At 57.4% G+C, this 18,674-nt stretch carries 14 protein-coding genes; 8 read left to right on the forward strand and 6 right to left on the reverse strand.

Annotated elements, in window-relative coordinates; translation table 11 throughout:
* The first annotated feature begins 324 nt into the window (after window positions 1–324).
* From BFP99_RS00355 to BFP99_RS00365, 3 genes are all read left to right on the forward strand, one after another.
* Window positions 325–831, forward strand: a complete 507-nt coding sequence (locus tag BFP99_RS00355; RefSeq protein ID WP_065926804.1) for a sigma-70 family RNA polymerase sigma factor — start codon at window positions 325–327, stop codon at window positions 829–831.
* A complete protein-coding gene (locus tag BFP99_RS00360) occupies window positions 831–1,775 on the forward strand; it encodes a FecR domain-containing protein (protein ID WP_065946445.1) in 945 nt (314 codons plus the stop codon). Before BFP99_RS00355 ends, BFP99_RS00360 begins: the two co-directional genes overlap by 1 nt.
* 92 nt (window positions 1,776–1,867) lie before the next feature.
* Complete coding sequence (locus tag BFP99_RS00365) at window positions 1,868–4,306, forward strand: TonB-dependent siderophore receptor (protein WP_065946446.1); 2,439 nt, start codon at window positions 1,868–1,870, stop codon at window positions 4,304–4,306.
* Between the two features lie 60 nt (window positions 4,307–4,366).
* Here the strand turns inward: BFP99_RS00365 and mnmE are convergent, their stop codons facing one another.
* The 5 genes from mnmE to rpmH all read right to left on the reverse strand — a co-directional run bounded on the left by mnmE (window position 4,367) and on the right by rpmH (window position 8,316).
* A complete protein-coding gene (gene mnmE / locus BFP99_RS00370; RefSeq protein ID WP_065946447.1) occupies window positions 4,367–5,737 on the reverse strand; it encodes a tRNA uridine-5-carboxymethylaminomethyl(34) synthesis GTPase MnmE in 1,371 nt (456 codons plus the stop codon).
* A gap of 79 nt (window positions 5,738–5,816) precedes the next feature.
* Window positions 5,817–7,520, reverse strand: a complete 1,704-nt coding sequence (gene yidC / locus BFP99_RS00375; protein WP_065926808.1) for a membrane protein insertase YidC — start codon at window positions 7,518–7,520, stop codon at window positions 5,817–5,819.
* 2 nt (window positions 7,521–7,522) lie between these two features.
* Window positions 7,523–7,768: a membrane protein insertion efficiency factor YidD gene (gene yidD, locus BFP99_RS31605; protein WP_010207715.1), complete on the reverse strand. Its 246-nt coding sequence runs from the start codon at window positions 7,766–7,768 to the stop codon at window positions 7,523–7,525.
* Window positions 7,761–8,165 (reverse strand): ribonuclease P protein component, encoded by a 405-nt coding sequence (gene rnpA, locus BFP99_RS31610; protein ID WP_053128141.1) that lies wholly within the window; start codon window positions 8,163–8,165, stop codon window positions 7,761–7,763. Before rnpA ends, yidD begins: the two co-directional genes overlap by 8 nt.
* A gap of 16 nt (window positions 8,166–8,181) precedes the next feature.
* Entirely contained in the window at window positions 8,182–8,316 is a 135-nt protein-coding gene (rpmH, locus tag BFP99_RS31615; protein ID WP_003213577.1) for a 50S ribosomal protein L34, read from the reverse strand.
* 585 nt (window positions 8,317–8,901) lie between these two features.
* On the opposite strand from rpmH, the gene dnaA reads away from it, so the two are divergent.
* The 4 genes from dnaA to gyrB are packed head-to-tail and all read left to right on the forward strand — an operon-like array spanning window position 8,902 to window position 15,110.
* On the forward strand, window positions 8,902–10,422 hold the full coding sequence (dnaA, locus tag BFP99_RS00385; protein WP_065926809.1) for a chromosomal replication initiator protein DnaA: 1,521 nt from the start codon (window positions 8,902–8,904) through the stop codon (window positions 10,420–10,422).
* Between the two features lie 38 nt (window positions 10,423–10,460).
* Window positions 10,461–11,564, forward strand: coding sequence for a DNA polymerase III subunit beta (gene dnaN / locus BFP99_RS00390; protein WP_065926810.1), 1,104 nt, complete (start codon window positions 10,461–10,463; stop codon window positions 11,562–11,564).
* 20 nt (window positions 11,565–11,584) lie between these two features.
* Complete coding sequence (gene recF / locus BFP99_RS00395; protein WP_027608164.1) at window positions 11,585–12,688, forward strand: DNA replication/repair protein RecF; 1,104 nt, start codon at window positions 11,585–11,587, stop codon at window positions 12,686–12,688.
* A 4-nt stretch (window positions 12,689–12,692) separates the two neighbouring features.
* The gene (gyrB, locus tag BFP99_RS00400; RefSeq protein WP_065946448.1) at window positions 12,693–15,110 is read left to right on the forward strand and encodes a DNA topoisomerase (ATP-hydrolyzing) subunit B; all 2,418 of its coding nucleotides are present in this window, start codon (window positions 12,693–12,695) and stop codon (window positions 15,108–15,110) included.
* 106 nt (window positions 15,111–15,216) lie between these two features.
* On the opposite strand, the gene BFP99_RS00405 is transcribed toward gyrB, so the two are convergent.
* On the reverse strand, window positions 15,217–15,942 hold the full coding sequence (locus BFP99_RS00405; protein ID WP_065926812.1) for a response regulator transcription factor: 726 nt from the start codon (window positions 15,940–15,942) through the stop codon (window positions 15,217–15,219).
* 448 nt (window positions 15,943–16,390) lie between these two features.
* Here BFP99_RS00405 and BFP99_RS00410 point away from each other — a divergent pair, with 448 nt between their 5' ends.
* Window positions 16,391–18,673 carry a CHASE2 domain-containing protein gene (locus tag BFP99_RS00410; protein ID WP_065926813.1) on the forward strand — a complete coding sequence of 761 codons (2,283 nt, stop codon included), beginning with the start codon at window positions 16,391–16,393 and terminating at the stop codon, window positions 18,671–18,673.
* The last annotated feature ends 1 nt before the right edge of the window (window position 18,674 follow it).

Consider the following 18,674-nt stretch of genomic DNA (forward strand, 5'->3'; position numbering starts at 1 on the left):
TACAATGTGTACAGCGATTCAAAAGTCTGTGGTCATGTGCCAATGAGGCCCTTGGATAAGTGCCTTAAGCCTGTGGATTAAACAGGTGGTTATCCACAGATGGGTTTTTACTCAGGTTTCGAGCCCTGTTATCAACTGGGCACACGGGCGGTTATTCACAGGGCTTAATCCACAGAAATCCGTGCAATCGTGTGAATTTCGCCCACGACGAAGCCAACCGAATCTTTCTATTCGGGGGTGAGCACGTCAAAAAGAGATCTATTGTGAGAAAACAGCCAGGCAGTTAATAATAGCGATTATCATTAACTTAGCTTGTCATGCCCTATGTCCCCTTCTTCACACACGGCTGCGGTTCAGAACATCTACGAGCAGCACCACTCCTGGTTGCACGGGTGGCTCAAAGGTAAGTTGCATAACGCCTGCGATGCAGCCGATGTGGCGCACGATACGTTCGTGCGCATTCTGGGTGGGCGGCATGCGGCGCAGATCGTTGAACCGCGTGACTACCTGGCGACCATCGCCAGGGGCCTGGTGATTGACCGTTATCGCCGGCATGCCATCGAACAGGCCTACAAGCAAACCTTGGCCGAACGGCCTGAAGCCACGGCCATCAATGAAGAAGACAAAGCCATCATCATCGAGACGCTGGTGGCTGTGGATAAAGCCCTGTCCGGACTCGGTGAGCGAGCGCGACGGATCTTCCTGTTGTCGCAGATCGAGGGGCTGACTTATCAACAGATCGCCGATGAACTGCAGGTGTCGCTGACCACGGTGAAGAAGCACATGATCCGTGCATTGACTGAATGCTCGCTGATCATGGCCAGCCTGTAATGGCCGCCCCCGATCGCAAGACCTTCGAGGCCGCTGCTCACTGGTATGTACAGTTTCAATCCCAAACGCCTACGGCTGCTGAACGCCTTGCCTGGCAACAATGGCTCAGCGGCGATCCGTCCCATCAGGCGGCGTGGAACCAGATGGAGCAATTGCAGCGCAGTCTCGGCGCCCTGCCCCAGGATTTCACCCGCCGGGCATTGTCGGCCACGCAACAACGTCGTCAGGTATTGAAGTGGATGCTGGTAATGGGCGGTACCGGGTGCCTGGGCTGGAATGTCCAGCAACACACCTCCCTGGGCAATGTATGGGCCGACTACCGGACGTCTGTGGGTGAACGCCGGCGTATCGCATTGGCTGACGGCACGCGGATTGATCTGAATACCAGCACCGCTATTGACGTGATATTCGACGGGCGCCAACGTTTGATCCGGCTGCGTGAAGGTGAAGTACTTATCCACACCGGCAAGTTGGGCGGGCACACGCCCTTTTATGTCGAAACCCGCCAAGGCCGAGTCCAGGCACTGGGTACTCGGTTTACAGTGCGCCAGCTGCCAGATTCCACGCGTGTCGGTGTTCTGAAGGATCGCGTGAGTGTGTCCCCTGGTGACCGGCCCAACCATGCTCGACTGCTCGGTGCCGGTGAAAGCGCTGACTTTGATCGTCAAAACATAGGGCTTGACCACACGTATAGCGGATCCCAGGCAGCCTGGGTCGATGGGCAGCTGATCGTATTGGATGCTCGCCTCGGGGATGTGATCGAAGACCTTTCCCGCTACCGTGCCGGTGTCCTGAAATGCGACTTGGCTTGTGCACGCCTACGTGTTTCCGGGACTTTCCGCCTGGATTCCACCGATGCGGTACTGGCGAATCTGCAGGCAACCTTGCCCATTCAGGTGAAATACTTCACTCGCTATTGGGTTTCGGTGGAGCGAATCGCCTGATCGCAAAAAATATCCTCACAAGGGGTTATCTTTTTTTTACCTGGCACGGCCCTAAAGGTAATCACGACGCCACCTTCAGGGCTTACCCACCTATGCGCCTTCGCACCAAGCTCCGCCAGCGACTTTCCTACCACGGTATGACGTGCAGCCTACTGCTCGGCACGGCAGCCACAGCCGGTGTTTTGCTATCCAGTGACGCCATGGCCGCCAGCGCGGTGCAGCATTACGTCATTGCGGCCGGTCCCCTGGACAATGCCTTGAGCCAATTTGCCGCCAGGGCGAATGTGATTCTGTCTTTCTCGCCCCAGCAAACCGCGCGCTTGAATACAACCGGGCTGGAAGGTGACTATTCGGTTGAGCAAGGCTTTGCATTGTTGCTGCAGAACTCGGGGTTACAAGCGGTAGTCCAGGCGCCTGGCAGCTATGTCCTGCAGGCCATTCCTACAGGGCAACTCACGCTCGCGCCCACCACGGTCAGCACTTATCAACAGGCTGGGTTCACTCAGGAGATTGCCGGGGATGTGGGCTACAAAGCGCAAAACAGCCGTATCGGTACCAAGACCAGCACACCTCTGTCGGAAACACCGCGTTCGGTATCGGTCGTCACCGGCCAGCGCATCAAGGACCAGAAGTCGCAGACCCTGACTGAAGTATTGGGCTACGTGCCAGGTATTTTCGCGCCACCCTTTGCTGCTGGCGACGGTCTCGCGGGTGACTTGTTCTTCATCCGCGGTTTCAATGCCACGGATTACGGCTACGGCCTGCTGCGAGATGGCCTGCGCGTACAAGGCAATCGGTACGACACCACCAGTGAGCCTTATGGCCTGGAGCGGGTCGAAATCTTCCGTGGGCCCTCTTCCCTGCTGTACGGTGAAAACGCGCCTGGGGGCTTAGTGAACCTGGTGAGCAAACATCCGACTGCCACGCCGCAGGGTGAAGTGCAGCTCGGTTATGGCTCGAATAATCGGCGTCAGTTGGGTGTGGATATCTCTGGTCCACTCAACGATAGCGGCAATATCCTTGGTCGGGTGGTGATGCTCGGCCGCAAGTCTGATACGCAGACTGACCATGTTCCTGATGATCGCCTGTACATCGCGCCTTCATTGACCCTGAATTTCGACGACTTCAACACGCTCACTCTGTTGGCCAATTACCAAAAGGACCACACCAATCTCGAACTCGGCCTACCCGCCGCGGGGACCTTGCTTACAAATCCGAACGGAAAGCTGTCCAAGCACACCATGCTCGGCGACCCGGACTGGAATACGTTCGAACGTGAAGCCTGGAGCAGCGGCTACGAATTCAGCCACAGCTTCAATGATGAGTGGCAGTTCCGCCAGAACTCGCGGTACATGCAATCGCGCATCAACCGTCATGAAACCTGGCCGGGCACATTGAACAATGGCGGTTTCGGCACCCAACTGAACATGACGGCCTACGACCGCTACAACAAATCGATGGTCTACTCCCTGGATAACCAGTTGGAAGGCAAATTCCAGGTCGGGGACCTGGAAAATACGGTGCTGTTCGGCGCCAGTTATGACCGCACCTCGTTCAACCAGGATTGGGACGCAGGCTTCGCCGGCACCATCAATGTGTATAACCCCGTGTACCTGCGTGAGCCGCTTACCCCGGTGGCTGTGCAAAACACCTTGCTCGAGCAGCAGATGAAGGGTGTTTATGCACAAATCCAGAGCAAGTATGACCACTGGTTGTTCCTGCTGGGTGGCCGCCAGGACTGGGTCGACAGTGATTTCCGCGACAAGGTCAACAAGACCAGCAATACCGGCTCCGAAGACCGCAAGTTTACCTACCAGGGCGGGGTGATGTACCAGTTCGACAACGGCCTGACGCCGTACGTCAGCTACTCCACCGCATTTGTGCCTGTACAGCAGATCTCCAACGCCGGTTCACCGTTGAAGCCGATCACCAGCAGTCAGTACGAAGTGGGTGTGAAGTACGAACCGGTCGGCTGGGATACAGCGATGACCCTGTCGGTGTATGACTTGCGCAAGGAAGATGACACCTACCTCGACGCCACCACCAACAGCTACCGCCAGGTGGGCGAAAGCCGGGCCAAAGGGGCCGAGGTCGAGGTGAACAGCAACATCACGCCCAACCTGAATGTGACCGCAGCCTACACCTACACTGACGCTCGTATTACCAAGGACTCGGCTACCTCGCTGGTCGAGGGGCATCAGATGACGGGGGTTCCGCGCAACCAGGCCTCGGTGTGGGGCAAGTACCGCTTCCTCGATGGCCAACTCAAGGGCTTGTCCCTGGGCGGCGGTGTGCGCTATTTCGACAGTACGTTTTCTTACACCCAGCCAAGCCTGTACGGAAAGCTGGATGCTGGGAGCGTCACTCTGGTGGATGCAGCCGTCGGCTATCAGATCGACAAGCACTGGTCAGTGGACGTGAACGCCAAGAACCTGTTCGACAAGGAGTATGTTTCTGGCTGCAACGACGCGGGCCGCTGCTATTGGGGTGACAGTCGTACACTGCTTGGGACTGTTTCGTACAACTGGTGATGGATGAAGGCCTGAAGAATCAAAATGCTCTTCAGGCCGCTATCGCTGGCAAGCCTGCTGCTACTTGCCGATACAGAAGCTGGAGAAGATCCGTCCCAACAAATCATCGGAGCTGAATGCGCCGGTAATTTCTCCCAACAGCTGCTGCGCCTGGCGAAGATCCTCAGCCAGCAGCTCCCCCGCCCCCGCCAAGGTCAACTGCGCCCGGCCGTGCTCCAATGCCGCGCTTGCATGGCGCAGCGCCTCCAGGTGCCTGCGGCGTGCACTGAAGCTGCTTTCCGACGTCTGCTCGTAACCCATGCAGGCCTTGAGATGCTCACGCAGCAATTCCAGGCCCTCCCCCGCAGACTTGGCGCTCAGGCTGATAGTGACGTGGCCATCAGCGCTGGTTTCCATCGCAATGGCTTCACCCGTCAGGTCGGCTTTGTTACGAATCAAGGTGACTTTGGCCGGGTCCGGCCGTTGCTCGAGGAATTCCGGCCACAATGCAAAAGGATCCACAGCCTCCGGCGCGGTGGCGTCCACCACCAGCAGTACCCGGTCCGCTTCGCCGATGGCTTTGAGCGCGCGTTCCACGCCGATCTTTTCAACCTGGTCATCGGTATCGCGTAAACCGGCGGTGTCGACGACGTGCAACGGCATGCCATCGATGTGGATATGTTCGCGCAGGATATCCCGGGTGGTGCCGGCGATCTCGGTGACAATGGCTGCTTCACGCCCCGCCAGCGCATTGAGCAGGCTGGATTTGCCGGCATTGGGACGCCCAGCGATCACGACGGTCATCCCGTCTCGCAGCAACGCGCCTTGCCCGGCTTCCCGCAGGACTTTGGATAACTCATCACGGACCTTATCCAGCATCGCCAATACATGGCCATCGGCAAGGAAGTCGATTTCCTCTTCAGGAAAATCAATCGCCGCCTCGACGTAGATGCGCAGGCTGATCAACTGTTCGGTCAAGTTATGCACACGCAGGGAAAAAGCGCCCTGCAGAGAGCGCAGCGCATTGCGTGCAGCTTGCGCAGAACTGGCCTCGATCAAATCGGCAATCGCCTCGGCCTGTGCCAGGTCGAGCTTGTCGTTGAGGAATGCCCGCTCACTGAACTCACCCGGGCGAGCCAGGCGGCAACCCAACTGCAGGCAGCGTTGCAGCAACATATCCAGAACGATCGGGCCGCCGTGCCCCTGCAATTCCAGTACGTCTTCACCCGTGAAAGAGTTGGGTCCCGGGAAATACAGGGCCAGGCCTTCGTCCAATACTTCCTCACCAGAGCCGAGGAAGGGGCCGTAATGGGCATAGCGCGGCTTCAACTCACGCCCGCTGATGGCCTTCGCGGCAATCCCGGCGAGCGGTCCGGAAATACGAACGATACCGACACCGCCGCGACCCTGAGCGGTAGCGACAGCAGCGATGGTTTCACGAGGAGCGCTCATCAGCAGGTTCCAGAATAAAAGTGACGGAAAGCAAAACGCCCCACTAGGGGGCGTCTTGAGTGGTTATCCACAGAGTAAATTACGCCTCGGCTTTTTTGGTAGCCGCTTCGATTTTACGTGTGATGTACCACTGTTGAGAGATCGACAACACGTTGTTGACCACCCAGTACAGAACCAGGCCAGCCGGGAACCACAGGAAGAAGAAGGTGAAGATGATTGGCATCATTTTCATCACCTTGGCCTGCATCGGATCCGGCGGCGTCGGGTTCAGGCGCTGCTGGATAAACATGGTCGCGCCCATGATGATCGGCAGGATAAAGAACGGGTCTTTGATCGACAGGTCAGTTATCCACAGCATGAACGGTGCCTGGCGCATTTCCACGCTTTCCAGGAGTACCCAGTACAGCGACAGGAATACCGGCATCTGTACCAGAATCGGCAAGCATCCACCCAGCGGGTTGATCTTCTCTTTCTTGTACAGCTCCATCATGGCCTGCGACATTTTCTGCCGGTCATCGCCATGTTGTTCTTTCAGCGCGGCCAGTTTAGGCGCCACGGCACGCATACGCGCCATCGACTTGTAGCTGGCGGCCGACAGTGGGAAGAAGATCCCCTTGATCAGCATGGTCAGGAAGATGATCGACCAGCCCCAGTTACCGACGATGCTGTGGATATGTTGCAGCAGCCAGAAGATCGGCTGGGCAATGAACCACAGGATGCCGTAGTCCACAGTCAGTTCCAGACCTGGGGACAACTCTTTCAGCACCGCCTGGCTTTTCGGGCCGGCGTACAGGGTAGCGCTGGTTTCAGCCTTGGCACCTGGAGCCACGGTCAACGCCGGGCCGGTGTAGCCGATGATGTAGTTGCCTTTGCTGTCCTTGCGCGCCAGTACTGCATTGTTCTGGCCGGGCTGAGGAATCCACGCGGTCACAAAGTAGTGTTGCAGCCAGGCTACCCAGCCACCGTTCACGTTATAGGTGATCGGCGCCTTGGTTTTGTCTTCGGCCACTTTATCCATGTCTTTCATGGATACTTTTTTGTACGGCTCCGAACTTGTCCACAGGGCAGCGCCCAGGTAAGTCGCGGTACCCGTCGCAGTGCTGGACGATGGATCGGAACTGGCGTCACGCTTGAGCTGCGCAAACATTGCGCCGGTCCAAGGCTGGGCGCTCTGGTTGTCGATCAAATAGGTGACAACGATGTCGTACAGGCCGCGCTTGAGTGTGAAGCGCTTGATGTAGTTGACGCCGTCCTTGCTGAACTTCAAGTCCACGACCAGTTGGTCTTGGCCATCTGCCAGTTGATAGCTCTTCTTCTCCGCAGAGAAAATCGGACGACCGGTTGCACTCGCATCAGGGCCGTTGGTACCGATCAGGCCACTTTGTGCCTGGTAAACACGTTCGCCACCGTTATCGAACAACTGGAATGGGATTTCCGGGTGATCCTGACGACGCGGATACAGCGGAAGTGTCAGCTTGGCAACATCGCCACCTTGCGGGTCGATAGCCAGGTCCAACACATCCGTCTTGATCTGGATGAGGTCGGTGCTTGCGGCAACTGCAACTTCGGCAGGTGCTTTTGTTTCGCCCGCTGCCCGTGGAATGTCATCACTGGCGGCAGTATTGGTGCCACTTACTGTATCGGGAAGCCCCGCTGGAACAGCATTGGCAGCAACATTCTGAGTCGGCAGGGCAGCCTGGCCATAGTCCTGGTTCCACTTAAGGACCATGACGTAGGACACGATTGCCAGGGCGACGATCAGGATCGTGCGTTTAATATCCATGATTACTCGGCCATCGAAGAAGAACGGGAGGTAGGGATAGGTGGAACCGGGTCATAACCACCGGGATTCCACGGATGACAGCGACCTAAACGACGAAAGGTCAGCCAGCCACCGCGCAGAAGACCATGATTTTCTATGGCCTCTAACGCGTAGCAGGAACAACTGGGGTAGAAACGACAGTGGCTGGCCATCAGAGGACTAATGGCATAGCGATAAAACTGGATCGGAACGAGTGCCAGTTTACGCATCGGTGCTGTCTACCCCTACAGTTTCGGTGCTGACTGCTGGTGCTGGTTTGTTGGTACGCGCCAGACGTTTCCAGAGCTTGCCGAAATGCTGAATCAATTCGGGGTTTTCTACATCCCCCAAGCCTTTGCGCGCGACGATAACAATATCCCAACCAACCAGAGTGTCCTGGTGGAGGCGAAACGATTCGCGCATCAGACGCTTGAGGCGATTGCGCTCAACGGAGAGCTTTACGCTCTTCTTGCCGATCACCAACCCGAGACGGGGGTGATCAAGATCGTTGTTACGCGCAAGGAGCAGGAGATTTTTCCCCGGAACCTTGCCGGTGGGGGAGTCAAAGACTGCCTTGAAGTGCCGGGGAGTTAGCAGACGCTTTTCCCGACTGAAGTCCTGACTCACCACCAGTACCGGATTATCAAACTGCCAGACGCGCACGACCTTTGGCGCGGCGACGCGACAGGACAGCACGGCCGTTCTTGGTAGCCATGCGAGCACGGAAGCCGTGGGTACGGGCGCGTTTGATGGTGCTTGGTTGGAAAGTACGTTTCATGGCGTTGTTACCTGGTTCGTCCACAACGGGCCGGAATGGCCCCCGTTTTAAGAGACCGGCGATTCTAGAGAAAGCAAGCCTCTAGGTCAATTTCCAACCAGCTTTTCCTTCAATTAGATCTTTACGGGCCTCCAGACCTTTTCTTTCCGTTCTGCTTCCATGAGCAATGCCATAGATATAAAAATAAAGAAGGAAGTTATTTAAAGCTTTTCTGTAAAGCTTATAAAAGCTAGGCAGGCCATCCTCTGTGGATAACTGCCTTAAGGCCATATTCCACGTGCTGTACAGAGAATGACAACATGGGGGAGAAGCGGTGCTCTGCCTGTGCTGCGCTGTCGGATAAGCTGTGTGTGGAATGGCATGTTATCCACAGGTCAGTTACCCACAGACTTTCGACCCCACTTGTACAACGAGCTCAGGCCCGCTTATCCACAGAGCTTATGCACAGACCATCTGTCGCATTTTTTGCAGTTAAGGCATTGATTTTGGCTGGCCTGTGAGCAACCTACATGTGGATAAGTGGGCTGCTGGCCGCTACAATGGCGGCTGTTTTTGCCTCACCGGCTTTCAACTTAGGGGATATCCGTGTCAGTGGAACTTTGGCAGCAGTGCGTGGAGCTTTTGCGCGATGAGCTGCCTGCCCAGCAATTCAACACCTGGATCCGCCCGCTACAGGTCGAAGCCGAAGGCGACGAGTTGCGTATCTATGCGCCCAATCGTTTTGTTCTCGACTGGGTCAACGAGAAGTACCTGAGCCGCGTTCTCGAATTGCTCGATGAACACGGCAATGGCCTTGCGCCCGTGCTCTCCTTATTAATAGGCAGCAAACGCAGCTCGGCACCTCGTGCTGCACCGAATGCTCCGCTCGCAGCCAGTGCCTCGCAGGCTCAAGCCCCTGTGGCGCCTGTTAATAACTCGCCAGCGCCGGTTGCCCAGACGCCTTCGAAATCCTCGTCGCAGAACAACGCGCCTATCAATGAAGAGCCGTCCCGCGACAGCTTCGATCCGATGGCGGGTGCCAGTTCCCAGCAGGCTCCGGTCCGCGCCGAGCAGCGCACGGTGCAGGTCGAAGGTGCGCTCAAGCACACCAGCTACCTGAACCGCACGTTCACCTTTGAGAACTTCGTCGAAGGTAAATCCAACCAGCTGGCCCGCGCGGCCGCCTGGCAGGTCGCCGATAACCCCAAGCATGGTTACAACCCGCTCTTCCTTTATGGCGGCGTTGGCTTGGGTAAGACCCACTTGATGCACGCTGTGGGTAACCACCTATTAAAGAAGAACCCGAATGCCAAGGTTGTGTACCTGCACTCGGAGCGTTTCGTGGCAGATATGGTCAAGGCCCTGCAGCTCAATGCGATCAACGAGTTCAAGCGGTTCTACCGCTCCGTTGATGCATTGCTGATCGATGACATTCAATTCTTCGCGCGCAAGGAGCGTTCCCAGGAAGAGTTTTTCCACACCTTCAACGCCCTGCTCGAAGGCGGCCAACAGGTCATCCTGACCAGTGACCGTTACCCGAAGGAAATCGAAGGCCTGGAAGAACGCTTGAAGTCGCGCTTTGGTTGGGGCCTTACCGTTGCGGTAGAGCCGCCGGAGCTGGAAACCCGCGTAGCGATCCTGATGAAAAAGGCCGATCAGGCGAAAGTCGATCTGCCCCACGACGCCGCGTTTTTCATCGCCCAACGCATCCGTTCCAACGTGCGTGAGCTGGAAGGTGCGCTCAAGCGTGTCATCGCGCACTCTCACTTCATGGGCCGGGACATCACCATCGAGCTGATTCGCGAATCCCTGAAAGACTTGCTGGCATTGCAGGACAAACTGGTGAGTGTGGATAACATCCAGCGCACGGTGGCCGAGTACTACAAGATCAAGATTTCCGACTTGCTGTCCAAGCGCCGTTCGCGCTCGGTGGCTCGTCCTCGTCAGGTGGCCATGGCACTCTCCAAGGAGTTGACCAACCATAGCCTGCCGGAAATCGGAGACGTGTTTGGCGGCCGCGACCACACCACGGTCTTGCACGCGTGCCGCAAGATCAACGAACTTAAGGAATCCGACGCGGATATTCGCGAGGACTACAAGAACCTGCTGCGTACACTGACTACTTGATGACACCAGCGCAGCTTATTAAGGCAAGGGACTAGACCATGCATTTCACCATTCAACGCGAAGCCCTGTTGAAACCCCTGCAACTGGTCGCAGGCGTCGTCGAGCGCCGACAGACCTTGCCGGTGCTCTCCAACGTATTGCTGGTGGTCGAAGGCCAGCAATTGTCCCTGACCGGTACCGACCTGGAAGTCGAGCTGGTCGGTCGCGTGCAACTGGAAGAACCCGCTGAACCTGGCGAGATTACAGTACCCGCGCGCAAGCTGATGGACATCTGCAAAAGCCTGCCGAACGACGCGCTGATCGACATCAAGGTTGATGAGCAGAAGTTGGTGGTCAAGGCGGGTCGCAGTCGTTTCACGCTGTCTACTTTGCCGGCCAATGATTTCCCGACTGTGGAAGAAGGCCCCGGCTCACTGACCTGCAGCCTGGAGCAAAGCAAACTGCGCCGTCTGATTGAGCGCACCAGCTTCGCCATGGCCCAGCAGGACGTACGTTACTACCTCAACGGCATGCTGCTGGAGGTGTCGGAAGGCATCATTCGCGCCGTGGCCACTGACGGTCACCGTCTGGCGATGTGCTCGATGCGCGCCGATATCGGTCAACCTGACCGTCACCAGGTGATCGTGCCGCGTAAGGGTATTCTCGAACTGGCGCGCCTGCTCACCGAGCCGGATGGCAATGTCAGCATCGTGCTGGGTCAGCACCATATCCGCGCGACCACCGGCGAGTTCACCTTCACCTCCAAGCTGGTCGACGGCAAGTTCCCGGATTACGAGCGCGTTCTGCCTAAAGGCGGGGACAAGCTGGTGATCGGTGATCGCCAGGCCCTGCGTGAAGCGTTCAGCCGTACTGCGATCCTGTCCAACGAGAAGTACCGGGGCATTCGTCTGCAACTGGCCAACGGTCAGTTGAAAATCCAGGCCAATAACCCGGAGCAGGAAGAAGCGGAAGAGGAAGTGGGCGTCGATTACAACGGCGGCACTTTGGAAATCGGCTTCAACGTGAGCTACTTGCTGGACGTGCTGGGTGTGATGACCACCGAACAGGTTCGCCTCATCCTGTCCGACTCCAACAGCAGCGCCCTGGTGCAGGAATCCGATAATGACGACTCGGCTTACGTCGTTATGCCGATGCGCCTGTAATCATGCCCAGCAGAAGCTAGATGTCCCTTAGTCGCGTCTCGGTCACCGCGGTGCGCAATTTGCACCCGGTGACCTTCTCCCCCTCCCCCCGCATCAATATCCTCCACGGCGCCAACGGCAGTGGCAAAACCAGCGTGCTGGAAGCCATCCACTTGCTAGGGCTTGCCCGTTCCTTTCGCAGTGCCCGCTTGTTGCCGGTGATTCAGTACGAACAACTGGCCTGCACGGTATTTGGCCAAGTCGAACTGGCAGAAGGTGGGCACAGCAGCCTGGGGATTTCTCGTGATCGCGGCGGTGAGTTCCAGATTCGCATCGACGGGCAAAACGCTCGCAGTGCTGCGCAACTGGCAGAGATCCTGCCGTTGCAACTGATCAATCCTGACAGCTTCCGCTTGTTGGAAGGCGCGCCAAAGATCCGCAGGCAGTTTCTCGACTGGGGAGTGTTCCACGTGGAACCGCGATTCATGGCCACTTGGCAGCGCCTGCAGAAGGCCCTGCGGCAGCGGAACTCATGGCTGCGGCATGGTACACTTGACGCCGCTTCGCAAGCGGCCTGGGACCGGGAACTGTGCCTGGCCAGCGATGAAATAGATGAATACCGCCGCGCCTATATCAAAGCCTTGAAACCAGTCTTTGAGCAGACCTTGAGTGAGTTGTTGGATCTCGAGGGGCTGACGCTGAGTTACTACCGTGGCTGGGACAAAGACCGTGAGCTGAGTGCAGTGCTCGCGACGTCCCTGCAGCGGGATCAGCAAATTGGCCATACCCAGGCCGGACCCCAACGGGCAGATTTGCGTCTTAGATTAGGCGCACATAATGCTGCGGATATCTTGTCCCGCGGCCAGCAGAAGTTGGTGGTGTGTGCACTGCGGATCGCCCAGGGGCATCTGGTTAGCCAAGCCCGACGTGGTCAGTGTATTTATCTGGTGGATGACTTGCCGTCTGAACTCGACGAGCAACACCGCCGTGCGTTATGCCGCTTGTTGGAAGACTTACGCTGCCAGGTGTTTATCACCTGTGTAGACCACGAATTATTGAGGGAAGGCTGGCAGACGGAAACGCCAGTCGCTTTGTTCCACGTGGAACAAGGCCGTATCACCCAGACCCACGACCATCGGGAGTGAAGGCATGAGCGAAGAAAACACGTACGACTCGACCAGCATTAAAGTGCTGAAAGGTTTGGATGCCGTACGCAAACGTCCCGGTATGTACATTGGCGACACTGATGACGGTAGCGGTCTGCACCACATGGTGTTCGAGGTGGTCGACAACTCCATCGACGAAGCTTTGGCCGGTCACTGCGACGACATCAGCATCATCATCCATCCGGACGAATCCATTACTGTGCGCGACAACGGTCGCGGCATCCCGGTAGATGTGCACAAAGAAGAAGGTGTTTCGGCGGCAGAGGTCATCATGACCGTGCTCCACGCCGGCGGTAAGTTCGACGACAACTCCTATAAAGTCTCCGGTGGTCTGCACGGTGTGGGTGTGTCGGTGGTGAACGCTCTTTCCGAAGAGCTGATCCTGACCGTTCGCCGCAGTGGCAAGATCTGGGAGCAGACCTACGTCCACGGTGTGCCACAGGAGCCGATGAAAATCGTTGGTGACAGTGAAAGCACCGGTACCCAGATCCATTTCAAGCCATCGGCTGATACCTTCAAGAACATCCACTTCAGCTGGGACATCCTGGCCAAGCGGATTCGTGAATTGTCCTTCCTCAACTCCGGTGTCGGCATCGTCCTCAAGGATGAGCGCAGCGGCAAGGAAGAGCTGTTCAAATACGAAGGCGGCTTGCGTGCGTTCGTTGAATACCTGAACACCAACAAGACTGCGGTCAACCAGGTGTTCCACTTCAACATCCAGCGTGAAGACGGCATCGGCGTTGAAATCGCCCTGCAATGGAACGACAGCTTCAACGAGAACCTGTTGTGCTTCACCAACAACATTCCACAGCGTGACGGTGGTACTCACTTGGTGGGTTTCCGTTCGGCGCTGACACGTAACCTGAACACCTATATCGAAGCCGAAGGCCTGGCGAAGAAGCATAAGGTCGCCACCACCGGTGACGATGCCCGTGAAGGCCTGACCGCAATCATCTCGGTGAAAGTGCCGGACCCTAAGTTCAGCTCCCAGACCAAAGACAAGCTGGTGTCTTCCGAAGTGAAAACTGCGGTTGAACAAGAGATGGGTAAGTACTTCTCCGACTTCCTGCTGGAAAACCCGAACGAAGCCAAGCTGGTTGTCGGCAAGATGATCGATGCCGCGCGTGCCCGTGAAGCGGCGCGTAAAGCCCGTGAGATGACCCGCCGTAAAGGTGCGCTGGATATTGCCGGCTTGCCAGGCAAACTGGCTGACTGCCAGGAGAAGGACCCTGCCCTCTCCGAACTGTACCTGGTGGAAGGTGACTCTGCTGGCGGTTCCGCCAAGCAGGGTCGTAACCGTCGCACCCAGGCCATCCTGCCATTGAAGGGTAAGATCCTCAACGTGGAGAAGGCTCGTTTCGACAAGATGATTTCCTCCCAGGAAGTCGGCACCTTGATCACGGCACTGGGCTGCGGTATTGGCCGAGACGAGTACAACATCGACAAGCTGCGCTATCACAACATCATCATCATGACCGATGCTGACGTCGACGGTTCGCACATCCGTACCCTGCTGCTGACATTCTTCTTCCGTCAGTTGCCGGAGCTGATCGAGCGTGGCTACATCTACATCGCCCAGCCGCCGTTGTACAAAGTGAAGAAAGGCAAGCAAGAACAGTACATCAAAGACGACGACGCCATGGAAGAGTACATGACGCAGTCGGCCCTGGAAGATGCCAGCCTGCACTTGAACGACGAAGCCCCGGGGATCTCCGGTGAGTCGCTGGAGCGTCTGGTTAACGACTTCCGTATGGTGATGAAGACACTCAAGCGCCTGTCGCGCCTGTACCCACAGGAATTAACCGAGCACTTCATCTACCTGCCGTCCGTAAGCCTGGAGCAGTTGGGCGACCACGCACACATGCAGGAATGGCTGGCCCAGTACGAAGTGCGCCTACGCACTGTCGAAAAATCCGGCCTGGTGTACAAAGCCAGCCTGCGTGAAGACCGTGAACGTAACGTCTGGCTGCCAGAGGTCGAATTGATCTCCCACGGCCTGTCGAACTACGTCACCTTCAACCGCGACTTCTTCGGCAGCAACGACTACAAGACCGTTGTGACCCTCGGCGCGCAACTGAGCACCCTGCTGGACGATGGTGCTTATATTCAGCGTGGCGAGCGTAAGAAAGCGGTCAAGGAGTTCAAGGAAGCCCTGGACTGGTTGATGGCGGAAAGCACCAAGCGCCATACGATCCAACGATACAAAGGTCTGGGCGAAATGAACCCGGATCAACTGTGGGAAACCACCATGGACCCAGCCCAGCGCCGTATGCTGCGCGTAACCATCGAGGACGCCATTGGCGCAGACCAGATCTTCAACACCCTGATGGGTGATGCGGTCGAACCTCGCCGTGACTTCATCGAGAGCAATGCCCTGGCAGTGTCTAACCTGGATTTCTGATCCAGGTACGACGCGCAAAATAAAAAAGGCCAACGCATAACGTTGGCCTTTTTTATTGCGTGGAAATCATCTTCCGCAAAATGCTCCACGTGGAACATCGTGTTTTTTATCCATGAGAAGAAGCCGCCGCCACACTCTCCAATCGATACCCATACCCATAGATCGTCAACAACTGCCAACCTCTATCAGCGGTAAGCCCGAGCTTGTTGCGTAGCCGATAGATATGCGTATCCAGCGGCCGCGAGGACACCATTTCTTCATGGGTCCAGAACCGCTCATAAAGATACTCACGCGACAGCGGCCGAGCCAGATTGGCGAACAAGCAGCTCGCCAGGCGGTATTCGCGCTCGGTAAGGTTGATCGGTTTGCCTGCGCGTGTGACGGTCAACTCTGCATCGTCGAAGGTCAGGTCGTTGAAACTCTGCACTTCAGGGGTTGCCGATCTCTGCAGGCCATGCCGACGTAGAACGGCTGTCACTCGTGCCTTCAGTTCGTTAGGACGAAAGGGTTTGCTGACGTAGTCGTCGGCCCCGCTGTTCAATGCGCTGACGATATCGCTTTCGGCATCACGGCTGGTGAGCATGATGACTGCCGGTGGCGACTCCATGTGTTCACGGGTCCAGCGCAGTAAGGCAATACCGGTGATGTCGGGCAGTTGCCAGTCGAGTATCAGCAGGTCGAAGGTCTCCCGACGCAACTGACGCAGCAGGTCTTCGCCGCGCTCGAAGCAATGCAGTGCCCAGGGTTGTTCGGCGGTGCTGGGGATTTGTCGCAGTGTCTGTTCCACCCGTCGCAATTCAGCGGGTTCGTCATCCAGTATTGCGACACGCATGGGTGGGTCCTTTCTTCTCGAAGAGTACGGCAGTCGTATTGAAGGGCACGTACTGCGCAGATGCCGGTCAATGAATCTGAAGAATTGTGCTCAGGTTCGTCGACCCCTTGGATCTCTCGGTACGCTGGGATCAATAAGCGAATACGCCATTGAAAGCTCTCCATACCTATGTGGGAAAGATACCGGCTCCAGGCGTTAAGGAAAAGGATCAGCCGACGCGTGCGCTGTCGTAAACTCCTGCGCCCCGATAGTGGATGCCCTTTGGAGTTCCCGCCGTTATGAACATCCAGCAGGAATTTTTTTCCACCGCGTCGAAAATGAGCTTCACTAGGCTCAACGCGTCGTTCTATCACGTACGTGTGTCGGCTTAAGCCGTGCAACGCCTGAGGAGGAATCGGGGGTCTATGCCATCTTCTATCGCACGCCAACAACTCAGGCGCGTTGATCCATGACGCTCTGGGGAAAGGCCGAAAAGCGCCAACCCACCCATGCCCAGCGCCTGTTCCACGGTCTGGTACGTGAGTGGTTATGGATCGGTTTGCTGCTGTTGCCAATCACTGCCTACCTCTCGATGAGTCCTGGCCTGGCCTTGAACAACCCGCTATACGACAGCCTTCGACGTCTGGCGCCCCTGCCGGTGGATCCGCGCATCCTGCTGGTGACCATCGATGACCCTAGCCTGAAGAAACTCGGCCAGTGGCCCTGGCCGCGTAGTGTGCACGCCGACCTGATCGATCGCCTGAGCGCGGCGCAGCCGGCCGGTATCCTGTTTGATGTGATCTTCAGCGAGCCCGGTAACCCGGTCAATGACAAGCGCCTGGTCGACGCGGTGTGCAACGCCGGCAACGTATTGTTGCCCTTGGCTCGTGACGATTCGGCCAGCTACAGCCAGTCTGGGGCACAAATGCTGTCACTGCTCAAATGTGCCAAGGGTGTCGGGCATATCAATGTGGAGGCGGATAGCGATGGCGTGGTCCGCAGGCTGTATATGCGGGAGGGGCCAGCCGGTGCCACGGCGCTTCAGTTAGCGTGGCTGGCTTTCGCGATGAGTGGGCAATCGGCCGAGATGCCCGGGGAACCTCTGCCGTCGATCACCCAGGATTGGCACCGGGAGCATGCGGTCCGTATCCCGTTTATTGCTGCCGACACCCATTTCCCGAGCGTGTCTTATGTCAGCGTATTACGTGGTGAGGTCCCTCCCGAGCGGTTGCGGGGCCGTCTGATTCTGGTGGGGGCGACAGCGTCGGGTATGGGCGATCGCTTTGTCACACCGCTCTCTCCTATGGCCGGCACCACAGCGGGTGTGGAGATCCAGGCCAATGTGCTCAATGGCTTGCTGCAAGATCGAAGTATTGTGGACTTGCCCGGCTGGCTGGCCGCACTGATCGCAACGTCCCTGGTGGCGATGTTGCTGGGCCTGCTGCTCTACCGCCCACGCTATGCGCTGTGGATGACCCTGGGGTGCATGTGCATGGCCTTGGTGGGTTCAGCGGCCTTGTTGCGCCTGGGCTACTGGTGGTCGCCTGCGGCCTGCTTGATCGGTTTGCTGCTCAGCTATCTGATCTGGAACTGGCGGCGTCTCAGCGTGATCCTGGCCTACTTCGGCTGGGAATTGACGCGCCTGGATAACGAACCCAAAGTCTTGCCCGAGCGCCGCCGTGCACCCGCCAATAAGGGTGACGTATTGCAGGGCCGTATCTTTGCCTTGGAGCAAGCCGTCAGTCGTACGCGGGACACCCGACGGTTTATGGCCGATGGATTGGAATGCCTGCCGGTGGCGACGTTGATCACAGACACCCAGGGTAATGTCCTGTTGGCCAACCGCATCGCCCGGGAAGTGTTCGGCAATGACTTGATCAACCATAACCTTCTGGAGCAACTGGCCGACCTGGGTTATCCACCGCTGCACAATGGCGTACGCCCCCCCCTCTCGACACTGGAACTCGTTGAGTTTCGTGATATCCATCAACGCAGCCTGCGCATGGAACTTGCCCCCTTGCTGCCGGCCGAAGGGGATGTCGCGCTTGGCTGGCTGTTGAGCCTTACTGATCTGAGCAAGGAACGCGAGGCCCAGCAGCATCGGGAAACCATGCTGCGTTTCCTCTCTCACGACTTGCGTGCACCCCACTCGGCGATCCTCGCCCTGTTGGATGTGCACGGCAGTGAGTCGCCGATATTTGCCCAGATAGAGCAACAAGTACGCCGCGCCTTGAGCCTGACCGAATCATTTGTGCAACTGGCGAGGGCTGAGGCCGATGGCTACCAGTTCGAGCCTACGCTGTTCGCCATGCTGGTAATGGATGCGTTTGATCAAGTGGCCGTGATCGCCCAGCTCAAGGGGATTCACCTGGTCCACGATCTGGACGAGGCCGACGAAGGGATGGTGTCAGCCGATCAATCGCTGCTCACCCGCGCATTGTTCAATGTGCTGGAGAACGCGATCAAATATTCCCCGTCCGGTACCACTGTCCGGCTGCGACACAGCAGCGCGCAAGGCTGGCTGGAATGCCGCATCAGCGACCAGGGCCCAGGGATAGCCGCCGAGGATTTGCCTGAACTGTTCAGCCAGTACAAACGCTTTGACTCGGCCCAAGGCAGCGAAGGGCTGGGGTTGGGACTGAGCATGGTCAAGGCGGTGGTGGAGCGTCATGGGGGCCGTATCGAGTGTGAAAGCACCGTGGGCAAAGGCACCTCTTTCAGCCTGCAGCTGCCCTTGCTGGACGACGGCTAAA

Source organism: Pseudomonas sp. 1 R 17, from assembly GCF_900067035.1.
GTDB classification, from domain to species: Bacteria; Pseudomonadota; Gammaproteobacteria; order Pseudomonadales; family Pseudomonadaceae; genus Aquipseudomonas; species Aquipseudomonas marginalis.